The sequence below is a fragment of the Pseudomonadota bacterium genome (assembly GCA_026388215.1).
In the GTDB taxonomy this organism is placed as follows: domain Bacteria; phylum Desulfobacterota; class Syntrophorhabdia; order Syntrophorhabdales; family Syntrophorhabdaceae; genus JAPLKF01.
In genome coordinates this window covers 1-8,399 of sequence record JAPLKF010000075.1, presented here as the reverse complement: position 1 = coordinate 8,399, position 8,399 = coordinate 1, and the positions used below count along the sequence as shown (strand labels likewise).

Annotated in this window: 9 protein-coding genes and 1 pseudogene; all 10 read right to left on the bottom strand. The window is 43.6% G+C overall.

Annotated elements, in window-relative coordinates; genetic code table 11:
• Positions 1–296: TRAP transporter large permease subunit (locus NTU69_04990; protein MCX5802876.1), on the bottom strand; the 296-nt coding region annotated here is incomplete at its 3' end.
• A 3-nt stretch (positions 297–299) separates the two neighbouring features.
• The gene (locus NTU69_04985) at positions 300–794 is read right to left on the bottom strand and encodes a TRAP transporter small permease (protein MCX5802875.1); all 495 of its coding nucleotides are present in this window, start codon (positions 792–794) and stop codon (positions 300–302) included.
• Between the two features lie 29 nt (positions 795–823).
• A complete protein-coding gene (locus NTU69_04980; protein ID MCX5802874.1) occupies positions 824–1,711 on the bottom strand; it encodes a thiamine pyrophosphate-dependent enzyme in 888 nt (295 codons plus the stop codon).
• 8 nt (positions 1,712–1,719) lie between these two features.
• Positions 1,720–2,922 carry a pyruvate ferredoxin oxidoreductase gene (gene porA / locus NTU69_04975; GenBank protein MCX5802873.1) on the bottom strand — a complete coding sequence of 401 codons (1,203 nt, stop codon included), beginning with the start codon at positions 2,920–2,922 and terminating at the stop codon, positions 1,720–1,722.
• Positions 2,874–4,613: an NAD(P)-binding protein gene (locus NTU69_04970; GenBank protein MCX5802872.1), complete on the bottom strand. Its 1,740-nt coding sequence runs from the start codon at positions 4,611–4,613 to the stop codon at positions 2,874–2,876. The genes porA and NTU69_04970 overlap by 49 nt, the downstream gene beginning before the upstream one ends.
• Before the next feature lie 6 nt (positions 4,614–4,619).
• Positions 4,620–5,171, bottom strand: coding sequence for a 2-oxoacid:acceptor oxidoreductase family protein (locus NTU69_04965; GenBank protein ID MCX5802871.1), 552 nt, complete (start codon positions 5,169–5,171; stop codon positions 4,620–4,622).
• Complete coding sequence (locus NTU69_04960; GenBank protein MCX5802870.1) at positions 5,168–5,854, bottom strand: GntR family transcriptional regulator; 687 nt, start codon at positions 5,852–5,854, stop codon at positions 5,168–5,170. The genes NTU69_04965 and NTU69_04960 overlap by 4 nt, the downstream gene beginning before the upstream one ends.
• A 105-nt stretch (positions 5,855–5,959) precedes the next feature.
• Positions 5,960–6,571, bottom strand: a pseudogene (locus tag NTU69_04955) (endonuclease V).
• 6 nt (positions 6,572–6,577) lie between these two features.
• Positions 6,578–7,825, bottom strand: coding sequence for a DNA recombination protein RmuC (gene rmuC, locus NTU69_04950; GenBank protein MCX5802869.1), 1,248 nt, complete (start codon positions 7,823–7,825; stop codon positions 6,578–6,580).
• Positions 7,826–7,842: 17 nt separating this feature from the next.
• On the bottom strand, positions 7,843–8,399 hold a 557-nt coding region (locus NTU69_04945; protein MCX5802868.1), incomplete at its 5' end, for an STAS-like domain-containing protein.

The following is an 8,399-nucleotide window of genomic DNA, read 5'->3' as shown; positions in this document are numbered from 1 at the left end:
AGCCTGCCCCGGAGTTTGCCAAGCCATTTGTCGAGCACATTTACCGCGTCGAGGCCAAGGCCTGTATGGAATATCAGTTCTCCCATAAGGATGAAAAAGGGCACAGGAAGCAGGGTAAAGGTTGTAATGGAAGTAAAAACCCCTGTCACCACCCCGACAAGGCCTGGTATCCCGCCCAGGAAGAAATAGGCCGCAACCATGTTGACAACGAGAAAGGCAAAGGCAATGGGTATCCCCGTAAGCAATAAGAAGACCATACCGCCAAAAAGTAAGAGAATGATCGTGTACCATTCCATGGGTTACTTCCCTGCCCTAATATCGCTAAACCTGCTCCACGCCATCCTGAAGAACTGCATGGTAAGGAGGATGCTGCCTATGGGGATGATAATGAAAACAGCCGATTTTGGAACAGTAACTGCCCTTACGTCTGTTACCCTGCCTACAATACACTCATACATATAGAGAATCCCAAAAAAGACCATAATCGCACAGGCAAACCCGCCGATCACAAACATGATACAATCGAGATATTGTTTGGTTTTGTTATTGAGATGAGTGTATATGATATCGGTAGTTATATGCCCCCCCTCTCTCAAAAGCCAGGTTGTTGCAAGGAAAACTATCCACAACAGGGCATATTCGGTTGTTTGCATGATCCATATAGTCGTCTGTGTAAAGAAGAATCGCATGCCGATGGTGTAACAGACAGCAGCCGCTATAAAAACCAGTATTCCCCCGGCTATCGCTGCCATTACCTCGATGAGCTTATCAAAAAACTTCCAGAAAAGTTTCATACACATTGCCCCTTTCTTGAAAGTAAGGATTAAGCGCTATCCACCATAGACCTATGTGCCTTATATTGCAGCTTATTCCACTCATCGTCTGCATCCTTTTGAATGCGTTGAATTTCTTCTTTCTTCAAATGCTTGAAGCGTCCCTGCTTTAATAAATATTCTTCAACAGGTAATTTAAGCGGTTCATGGTTTATAGTGTATCGTACGCCATCTTCCACCTCATAGAGAGGAAAAATATTGGTTTCAACAGCCAGGCGAGACACGTCGGGGGATAAATCCGAGGCCATCCTCCAACCAGTAGGGCAAGGCACAAGCATATGGATAAATTTTGTTCCCCTGATACCCTTAACTTTAGCGATTTTGCGCCGGAGATCATGGGGAAAACCAATAGTAGCTGTTGCTGAATAGGGATTGTAATGGGCAGCCATGATATCCATGATATGCTTTTTCCGTCTTGGGTTCCCTTTGGGGGTTGTTCCTGTCCAGGCAAAAGATGGCGTTGCTGAGCTCACCTGAATACCTGTATTCATATAGGCCTCATTATCAAGACAGACATAAATAATGTCATCATTGTTCATTGTTACACCAGAAAGAGCGGCAAGGCCAATATCAAAGGTACCCCCATCCCCTGCAAAGGCAACTGCCTGGATATCGGTTTTACCCAGTATTTTAAGGGCATTTGCTATCCCTGCTGCGGTTGGTGCTGCGATCTCAAAAGCAGAGTGAAAGGACGGCATGGCAAGACATGTGTTGGGATATACACCCGAAGTCGAGCCTTCACAAGACGGCACGATGACGGTTATCGTCCTTGGCCCCATTACCTGGAGTACCAATTTCATGGCAACAACCAGTCCACAGCCGGCGCATGCCGAATGGCCTGGCCTTATCAGATTAGGATGTTCTTCTGGTAAATCCATAATCACCTTTAAAAATCCTCCTTTATCCAGATCGCTTCCTCTTTTGGCTCAGTCCTTTTCATCACATCAAAGGCAACTTTACGGATCGTTTCCACGTCTACGTCGCTACCTCCAATCCCTGCAATGTAGCTGTAGGTAAGGGGTTGGGGTGCAATACCCAAAAGCGCTCCTCTTAGTTCCTGGCAGAATATGCCTCCACTCCCGATTGATATGTTTCTGTCAATAACACCGACCTTTTTCTTTCCCAGAAGGGCAGCACAGGCTGCCTCGCGTGGAAAGGGTCTGAAAAGGCGTATTTTGAGGAGCCCTACCTTATATCCGTCGTCACGAAGGGATTTGATGGCAACCCTCGCTGTGCTGGTGATTGACCCTGCTGTGACGAGGACAATCTCAGCATCGTCAAACATGAACGGTTCAATAATCCCATAGCCCCTTCCGAACTCCTCTTTGTATTCCCTGTCTACCTTGATGGCGATTTCCTTCACAGAATCCATTGAGAGGAAAGCCATATGTTTGTATTCCCGGTACAATTCCTGGGGCACAACAGGCACAAGGTAACCGGGTTTATCAATATTAAAACGATGGGGAAGATCAAGGGGGGGTAGGAACCGGTCAACTGCATCCTGGTCAGGAAGGTCAATCGGTTCCATGAAATGGGAGACAAAAAAGGCTTCTATTGCAACCATGGCAGGCAGGTATACCTGCTCAGCTATTTTATATGCCTGAATGACACTGTCGAGTGCCTCTTGACCGTTTTCCGCATAAAACTGAATCCATCCTGTGTCTCTCTGGGAAAGACTGTCGGTCTGATCAGCCCAGAAGCCCCATGGTGCAGCAAGGAGCCTGTTCACATTTGCCATAACTACAGGTGCCCGGCATCCACTTGCAAAATGGAGCATCTCGTGCATCAGCGCAAGCCCCTGGGATGAAGTTGCCGTAAATGTCCTAACCCCGGTCAGAGAAGCAGCAATACATGATGCCATGGCAGAATGTTCCGACTCAGTTCTCATCATTATCCCTTTGAGAACACCGGAAGCCTCCCACTCGGAGAGTTTTTCGTAAATGGAGGTCTGAGGTGTAATTGGGTAAGCTGCGATGAGGGGGGTCCGGCATAATCTCACCGCATTGGCAATGGCATGATTCCCGGTCATAAACTCTTTCATCACAGCTCCTTCATCACAACCACATTTCTCGGGCAGGACTTTGCACATGTCCCGCATCCTTTGCAATGTTCATAATCCACATATTTCGTCCCTTTGATAGGATCCAGTGCAATTACGCCTTCGGGACAGAAGAAGTAACAGTTGTAACAGTAATTACATGTTCCACAGGTAAAACAGCGTGAAACAGAGGTAGTTGCTTCTTCCGCTGATAAACCGAGATTGACCTCCTGAAAACTTTTAAGAGAAGCCTCACGGCTCAGTTTACGTTTTTTAACCCTGCTCGTGTGCTCAAAATAAAGGGTATTCAGTTTATCGAAGGTAACAACTTTCTGTGCCGCACGATTCATTTCAAACCTTCCACCGGAGGTATACGCCTCGAAAGAAAGAGACCCTTTGTCTCCCACCCTTATCCCGGAGAACATTTTTTCAGGGGGTACTCCTTTGAGATAAAGGTCAATGGAAATAGCAGCCTTTTTCCCGGCTCCTATGGCAGTCACTATGGTTCGTGGCTGGTCAACCACATCGCCACCTGCGAACATCTTAGCATTCTTTGTCCTGAGAAAATTATCAACGTAGACAAGACCGTTTTTTATAAGGTCCGTGGGTAAGGATACAAGATCAACATTTTCACCGGTAGCAGTGATAAGGTAATCTGTTTCCATTATGAAGTCAGTCCCTTCAACAGGAATAGCCCTTGGCCTGCCACTCGCATCCGGTTCACCAAGCTTCATACGCTGGAATTCTACGGCCAATCTCTTGTCTGATAACATCTTTATCCTGACAGGTTGAATCAGAAATTCAAACCGTGCACCTTCCTCTTCGGTATCATCAATTTCGTCCTTGATAGCCGGCATCTCTGCTCTTCCCCTTCGGTAAGCTATGGTAACACGGCAACCATTCCTGATAGATGACCTTGCTACATCCATGGCAGTATTTCCTCCGCCGACCACTATTACATCCTGACCTCCCGGGATTGATGAACCTGAGTTGATACGCTTTAAAAAGTCAAGACCATGCATGACCTTCTCAAATGCCTCGCCTTCTATGCCGAGGGGGCTCTCTATCCCGGCACCGATCGAGAGAAAAACTGCATCATACTCATTGAGTGCATCAAAAGTGATATCTCTGCCCACTTTAGCCCCTGTCTTTATCTCAATACCCAGAGCTATCATCCTTGCAATTTCTTTTTTGACGATAGCTTTCGGGAGGCGGTATCCGGGGATACCGTACGTCATTATCCCGCCGGCTTCTTTGTATGCCTCAAAAACGGTTACCTTATGGCCTAAAAGACGAAGAAAATAGGCGCATGAAAGACCTGCAGGACCAGACCCGACAACGGCGACTCCTCTTCCATTGACATTCTGGACGGGGTTCAGGTTAGGCACTTGATCAGATGTCGTATCAAATATATATCGTTCCAGTGCACTGATAGAGACGGACTCATCGTACTTATCTCTATTGCAGCTTACCTCACAGGGATGGAAGCAAACCCTTCCGCATATACCGGGAAAGGGGTTCTCCTTTAAGATGGTTAAAAGTGCGTTACCATACTCACCCTTTTGGGCTAAATAGAGAAATTGAGGGATGTTGTTTCCCGCAGGGCAAGATTCCTGGCAGGGGGCTGTCATAAACTGCGTATGTGGTTTTTGAAAACCCCATTTGCCTGTATCGATGACCTCTGTGCTGCCATAGGATATAGGGATTACAAATTTATTTTCCTGGATAAGTGGATGATTCATAGCTCTCTAACCTTCCGCCTCGTAGACCCTTACTTGTTCATAGGCATCTTTCACTGCCTGGATATTCTCCTCTCTTTTGGATGGAACCATTTTAGTGACTGCTTCGATCAATGTTTCAAGCTTTATGAGATTGGTCAAGCGTACATATGCCCCCAGCATTGCCATATTAAAATTACCTCCGAGTCCAAGATTTCTAGCGATTGATGCTGCGTCAACCAGACCAATGGTAAACCCCCTCAAGTCCTTAAAATACTCGATGCTATTATGTGTATTAATGAGGAGTTTTCCACCAGGTACAACCTCCTTACCTATTTCCTCCTGTTCAATTAACGATATGTCAAGGAGAATCAGGTAGTTTGGGTGCTTTATCTGGCATTTCAAAAGAATGGGTTCATCATCAACGCGCAAAAAACCGACTACAGGGGCACCCCGTCGTTCACCTCCAAAGAGAGCGAAGCTCTGTGGGTATTTACCTTCAAGAAAAAAGGCCCTTCCAAGAATCTCAGAGGCAACTACTGCCCCCTGTCCTCCGCGACCTCTAAACATGATTTCGATCATTGAATTTTATCCTTACCTGTATCTTCTTTAAACGCAAATCTCAATATATCTTTTAGAGACTGTTCAAGATGATGCCTCATCGCCTTCTCAACCGCATTTATATCAGCCCCTTCAATCGCTTTAAGTATCTGTTTGTGGCCCTCTATAGCTCTTAAAACATTGTACTTTGAGTATATGCTCTGTATCCTGTATCTTAGCATTTGCCGCCTTAAGAACCGCGATAATTCCAGAAGGTGTCCGCTTCTGCTTAGCTTAGCGATAATTTCGTGAAACTGAGCATCCAGGTCGACAAATGCCTTCACATCACCTGTTGAAACTTTATTCTCTGCGGTGGCTATGTTTTTCCCAAGATCCTTGACGAGTTTTGTCTGTGCCTTTTCCATTGCCCACCGTGCAGCCAGCCCCTCTATCACCCTCCTGATCTCGCATATTTGCTTAACTTCATCTTCGCTTATAGGTTCAACTGTATAACCCACACTTGGTATTGATTTAATCAGTTTTTCTAATTCAAGACTATGGAGGGCTTCTCTTACAGGAGTTCGTGAGGTTCCAATTTGTTTAGCAATTTTTGTTTCCAATAAACGTTCGTTAGGAGCTATAACACCGCTTAAAATTTGTTCCCGGATATAATTATATACTCTTTTTCGTGCTGTATTTCCTTTATTTATACGCAATTTTTTCATATCAGGATACTGTACCCCGGTATAATAAATGTGTCAAGATTTTTTCATAATCATTATAAAAAGAGATAAGTACTTGTTATTTAAGTGTGATAATGAACCAGAGCATCAACTATTCATATACCTTTTTGCATATATGTGAGCTAATCTTAAAGGCTCCGGTATCTTATTGTTTTTTGCCCATTTCAGATATTCGTTAATTGTTCGATTGAGTGTTATTCCGAAACCCGGGAAAAGATATACAGGTTTCTTAAATTTCCTGATTTTTACAGCAGTTCCAAGCTTCCTCTAATTTTGGGCAATATATGTAATATCTGGATACCCCGATTCAATTTCCTCGTATGTTCCAGATATCAATCTCTGTGCAATGCCTATTGTGAGTATACTGTGGGTGAACCCGATTACTGTTGCCAAACCGTATAAATATGGATGACATATGCCATGACCATTTACAAAGAGAAGGTCTATGCTTTCGCCATAAATAAGTTTTGAAATAACCGGCGCTTCTTTCAGGAAAAATAATGAACTCCGGTAGGGCTCATTCGAGATGCCTTGATCTACCTTGATGTCCTTAAGCTTTTCATCCTCGAATGTGATAAGAACCGCTGCGTACTTTTCATCCCTATACGATACATCAACACCGGAAATGGTTTTTGCTTCTTCACCACTATATTTTTTTTCGACCTTTTCCCATAAAAAATCTAACGGGTAAGGAACCATACTGCATCATTCTGTAGATTGTGTTTCATCAAACTTTATCTCTGCATCCAGTGCAAGTGCCTTCTGTTTGCCTAGTTCATCTATCTTCTTTAAAGGTTTTTCAAGCATGTTGCTTCTCGTTGTGATGAGGGTATCATACTCTTTTTTTGCAGCATCAAGCCTGTCACCCATTATCTTGAATTTTTCTTTGTAGGCCGACCACTGCTTCGAGAACTCGGTAAGGAGCTTTAAGATCTCTGAGGCAGTCCGTTCCAGGTTGAAATTTTCAATCGCCTGCCTTATCACTGCAAGGACTGCGTAAAGCGTAAAGGGAGAACATAGAATAACCTTTTGTTTTAATGCCTCATCCATTATTGTTGTATCGGTCTCGTTTATAAAACTGTAAATCTGTTCATTGGGGATAAATACAATTACATAGTCAACAGTATTATCTGATGGGTTGATATAATCACGGGTTGTTACCTGCCTGATCATTGTTTTTGTATTTTTTAGCAGTTCATCCCTGTGACGTTTTTTATCATGTTCGGAATGTGCATCAAGGTATTTTTGATAGTTTTCGATTGGGAACTTTACATCCATGTTTACCTTCAAATTATTCGGTAAAAGAAATGTAAAATCCGGCCTGCCCGCTGAGTGTTCCAAGGTTTTTTGTTTGATGTAGTTTATTCCCTCTACCATTCCCACAAGCCTAATAATATCTTCTGCCATCCGCTCACCCCATTCGCCCCTTTTTTTCGAACTCGCAAGGGCTTGCCCAAGGTGTTCAGTCGTCTCTTTCAACTTGAATGTCACCTCTTCATGTTTTTTAATGAGGGTGGCCACTTCTGTAAATTTTTCGCCACTGTCCTTACTAACTTTTTCAATTTTACTTTGAACCTCAGACAGTGTTTTTCCTATGGCTTCAATGTTCTGGTCAATCAGTTCTTTTTTGCTTTCAAGTTCCTTCTTACCTTCGGTAGTTTTTGATTCAAGTGCTTGTTCTGCAAGCTTCAGAAATTCAGCAGAGTTTTTAGAAAGGGCTGTTAAAGACAGAGAAGCAAATTCATTCTTAAGCGTTTCTTCAATATATTCCCTTTGTTTTTCAAATTCATCAAGCCGTGTTTGGGCCTCTATTCTGGCCTGACTTTCTGTCTTTAACTCTTCTCTCAGTTTGTTTAATTCAGTTTCTCGCTGCTTAAGCTGTTTATTTAGAATAAACCAGAGGGCAGCACCTCCTAATATGAGACCAACAATCAGGTATATTATATTAGTCATTTCAATCCCCTTTTAGACTAAATCTTTTCATACACCCACACCGTTCCTTCATTTCTTCTCTCAGGAACCCTTTTTACCAGCCTTTTTTTATGGAGATTCAACAACCTTGTCCCGCTTGTATTTGCAAGAAGTTTAAGGCTATCTGAGAGATCACTTGCAGTAATGCTGCCTTTTTCAAATATCAGATTGAGCGTTTCAACAAGATAGTTATTCAGGCTTCCAATAAGGACTTTCCCATTATCCCTGATTTCCGCTATTGCTGCAAGGTCTTTTCGCTCAAGGGCAACCTCGATATTCTCCTTCTGATTTTCATTAAGACCAGTAAGCACGATGTATTTATCGCCGTATTCGCCGCTTATAAGTCTGGATATGAGCTTTGCCACAATCTCATCTGCACAGGAATAATCAATTACCCCGATTCCGGAGAAATCAATGGCAATAACCGCCCCATCTTTCTCTTTCGCAATATCCCGCTCTATCCTGTCTCTTATCGTCTGCCCCGTTGACCTCGTCACAAGGTCATTCGATCCGTTTTTAAGCTCTTCTTTGAGGAGGGTATAAAGTTTATATTCAG